We start from the raw sequence: 3,899 nt of genomic DNA, 5'->3' as shown, positions 1-3,899 counted from the left end.
TTGAGGCTGCCGTACAAATCCGCTGTATAGCGATATGGCTCAAGGTGTTAACTTAACTCGTGTAGACACTATCTAGGGCATTTTCAGTTTGAAACTCGTTGCGTTTCAAACCATACGACGGCAAAACGCTCAGGAGCCTGTTTTCCGGCGAGAACAGAAGGGGAGAACGGACAGACGCGCCGTTCTCCCTTTTTTCTGACCGCCAAAGGAGGCAAAAGTTCATGTTCTTGTTGAAGTCTCTTCCCTTCCCGGGCGGACGGATCTCGGGGAAACGCCTGCTCTGGCTGCTGTTCTGCGGCTTCATGGCGGTGTTGTTCTCCCATGAGCTCTGGAACGTCCACGCACGGCCGGAGGAGTACGCCCCGCTGTGGGGCGCGGTGGCCACAAGCGCCTTCTGGCAGTATGCCTCCCGTGAGCTCTATATCCTTTCGACGGCCCTGCTGTCCGTCTGGTTTCTGGCCGGCGCGGGCCTTGCTCTCTGGCGTCGCCCTGCCGGGCGTATCCTCCTGCGGGCGCATGTCGTCCTGAGCCTGCTCTGGCTGGTCTACACCATGTTGCAGAACAGGGAGATCTGCTGAGAACGGCAGGACGAAAAACGCGGGAAAGGGCTTCCCCTTCCCCGCGTCATGGACAGCGCGCCGGACAGCAGTCGGGACGGTCCGCCTACAGGCGGCGGGCCCTCAGGCCGTTGGCCACCACGATGAGCGACGTGCCCACGTCGGCAAAGACGGCCAGCCACATGCTGGTCTGTCCGCTGAAGGTCAGGAGGAGGAAGAGCGCCTTGACCCCCACGGCCAGGACGATGTTCTGCACGATGATACGGTAGACCGCGCGGGAAATCCGGATGAAACGGGGGATCTTGCGCAGATCGTCGTCCATGAGGGCGACATCCGCCGTTTCGATGGCCGTGTCCGTCCCTCCGGCCGCCATGCCGAAACCGATATGCGCGCAGGCCAGCGCGGGCGCGTCGTTGATGCCGTCGCCCGCCATGCCCACGGGCCCCTTGCGGCCCAGCTCCCGCACGATGCGCTCCTTGTCCTCGGGCAACAGCTGGGCATGGATGTCATCCACGCCCGCCGTGCGGCCGATGGCTTCCGCCGTATGCGGATTGTCCCCGGTCAGCATGACGGTGCCGATGCCCAGTTCCCGCAGTTCACGCACGGCCTCGATGCTTTCAGGCCGGAGCGTGTCCGCCACGGCAAAGAGGGCCATCACCTCATTATCGGCGTGCAGGGCCACCACGCTCTTTCCGGCGGCTTCCAGCGCCGTGATCCTCTCCTCCAGCGCGGGGGCGAGCAGCTTCCTTTCCGCCAGCATGCGCCTGTTGCCCAGCGCCAGCTCATGCCCGCCGATGCGTCCGCGTATGCCCTGTCCCAGTACGGCGACGAAGTCTTCCACCTCTTCAAGAGCGGTCTCCGGCAGCGACGCGGCAGCGACGATGGCCCGCGAGACGGGGTGGTCCGAACGGGCGGCCAGGCTGGCGGCCAGCAGCCGGCATTCTGCCTCCGGGAGCGTACCGCAGGCCAGGAAGTCCGTCTGCCGCGGCCGGCCGCAGGTCAGCGTCCCTGTCTTGTCCAGGGCAAGCTGGCGCAGCTGACGGCCCTTTTCCAGAAAAACGCCGCCCTTGATCAGTATGCCGTGGCGGCTCGCCGCAGCAAGCCCGCTGACGATGCTGACCGGCGTGGAGATGACCAGCGCGCACGGGCAGCCGATGACGAGCAGCACCAGCGCCATGTACACGGCATCCGCCCAGCCGTTCAGGCCCAGCAGAGGCGGCAGGAAGGCCGTCAGCAGAGCCAGCAGAAAGATGGCCGGCGTATAGTAGCGGGCAAAGCTGTCCACCAGCCGTTGCAGGGGCGCACGCGTGGCCTGGGCCTTTTCCACCGCTTCGATGATGCGCGCCAGCGTGGACGCCGAGGCCGGGGCCGTGGTCTCCATGATGAAGGAGCCGGAAGTATTGATGGTCCCGGCATAGACCGTATCGCCCGCCGTCTTTTCCACCGGCAGGCTTTCGCCGGTGATGGGGGCCTGATCGACGGCGGAATGACCTTCCAGGACGCGCCCGTCCAGCGCGATCTTTTCTCCGGGGGCCACGCGTACCCGGCTGTGCGGCGCTATGCGGCTCGCCTCCATGCGCTTCCATGTGCCGTCCGCCTGCTGCACGAGGGCGGTCTCCGGCGCAAGGGCCAGCAATTCGCCGATGGCGTTGCGCGCCCGTTCCATCGCCCGGGCTTCCAGCGCCTCGGACAGGTTGAAGAGCACCATGACCATGGCCGCCTCGGGGAAATGCCCGATGCAGACGGCTCCTGTCACGGCAACGGACATGAGCGCATTGATGTTCAGATTCCCGTTGCGTATGGCCAGCCAGCCCTTGCGGTAGGTGGTCAGGCCGGATACGGCGATGGCCGCCAGCGCGCAGAGCAGGGCGACCGCCTCCGGCAGGCTCCAGCCCCCCGGCGGGAGGGGGGGCGTGACTGCGGCCTGCGCGCGCCACATCTCGAACAGTTCCGCGGCTTCGGAGAGAGCCGCCAGCCCCCCGGCCAGCAAAAGACGCTTCCAGGGGATGGACGCGGCAGGCAGGGCGTCTCCGCTTCGGGCCGGGATGCCCGCTTCAAGGCGCTGCGGCTCCATGTCGATGTCCCGCAGGGCCCGTTCGATGCTTTCCGTGGATGCCAGCTCATGGTGCACCGTCAACACCCGCTGCATCAGGTTGAACTCCAGTCCCGTGATGCCCGGCAGGGAGGACAGCTTCTTTCTGATCAGCGCCTCTTCCGTGGGGCAGTCCATGTTCAGGATACGGTACAAAGCGCAGGTGTCCGATGCGGCTTGCGCCACAGCCGCCATATCAGGCTCTTGTGGCGCGCTGTGCCCGCCGCCGCAGCAGCAATGCTCATGGGCATGCGCCGGCCGGGGAGCGGAGCAGGGGAGACAAGGGGACGTCGCCGCGTTCGCAGGGGATGCGCCGGATGCGACATCGCCGCCGCAGGCGCAGGAAAGGACTTCCGACATGATTCCTCCAGGAGGGCCGGTCCCGCCGTAGGCGGCGGCGCCGGGGTTGATGACATATCCCCCTGTTGCATGGCATACTTGACGACAGGGGAGACCCCTGCCGTTCGCCCGGGCCCGTCCAGGGCAACCAGCGCTGAGCAACAGGAGGTATGACAAACCTACTCCCTCGAGCAGGTAGAGGGTCAAGCCTTTTTTCTCTTTGGGGAACAAACAGTGCAAAAAGGACGGGAGAGGGGAAGCCGCAGCAGCATGGAGGAAAAAAATGGCGTACAAGATCGGCGAACTGGCCCGTCATGTCGGTTGTCGTGTCGTCACCATCCGGTATTATGAAAAGGAGGGCCTGCTCCGCTCACCCGAGCGCACGGCGGGCAACTACCGCTTGTATGACGAAACGGATGTCGAACGCCTGCGCTTTATCCGACAATGCCGTCTCCACGGCATGGCGCTTCACGAAATACGCGAGCTCCTTTCCTTCCAGGATCATCCACGGCAAAGTTGTGACTGGATCACGGCCCTGGTGCAACAGCATCTGGCCAATGTGGATGCGCAGATTGCCGCGCTCACGCATTTGCGCGAACATCTTGCCTCGCTGCTGCATGCCTGCACCGGCGGCAGGGCGGCCGACTGCGGCATCCTGGCCCAGCTGCGCAAGGGCGAAAGTTGCCGCCGCTGCGAAGAGATGCGGCAACATCAGGACGAGACGGCAGCCGGCAGACAGCAGGGGCCCGCGTGCGCCGCTCCTGCCGGGAAGCCGGCGAAATGACGCGCCTCCTCCGTCCGCCCGCCAAAACGGCGCAACGGCACAGCCACGAAAAAAAAGGAACCCACCGGCAAAGCCGGTGGTTCTTCATATGCGCCTATAAGGCTTTTTTACCAGCCGCGCCCTAACA

General features: G+C 64.9%; 3 protein-coding genes. 2 read left to right on the top strand and 1 reads right to left on the bottom strand.

Annotation, left to right across the window (positions count from 1 at the left end; translation table 11 throughout):
* The first annotated feature begins 221 nt into the window (after positions 1-221).
* On the top strand, positions 222-578 hold the full coding sequence (locus Q0J54_RS12000) for a hypothetical protein (protein WP_296305981.1): 357 nt from the start codon (positions 222-224) through the stop codon (positions 576-578).
* Between the two features lie 85 nt (positions 579-663).
* Here Q0J54_RS12000 and Q0J54_RS11995 read toward each other — a convergent pair whose 3' ends face one another.
* Positions 664-2,844 (bottom strand): cation-translocating P-type ATPase, encoded by a 2,181-nt coding sequence (locus Q0J54_RS11995; protein WP_296305980.1) that lies wholly within the window; start codon positions 2,842-2,844, stop codon positions 664-666.
* Positions 2,845-3,271: 427 nt separating this feature from the next.
* Between Q0J54_RS11995 and Q0J54_RS11990 the strand changes: the two genes are divergently transcribed.
* A complete protein-coding gene (locus Q0J54_RS11990; protein ID WP_296305979.1) occupies positions 3,272-3,772 on the top strand; it encodes a Cd(II)/Pb(II)-responsive transcriptional regulator in 501 nt (166 codons plus the stop codon).
* The last annotated feature ends 127 nt before the right edge of the window (positions 3,773-3,899 follow it).

The organism is uncultured Desulfovibrio sp. (assembly GCF_944324935.1).
Taxonomy (GTDB): domain Bacteria; phylum Desulfobacterota; class Desulfovibrionia; order Desulfovibrionales; family Desulfovibrionaceae; genus Desulfovibrio.
Note: the sequence above shows the minus strand (reverse complement) of the source record. Positions and strands in the feature narration are given on the sequence as shown.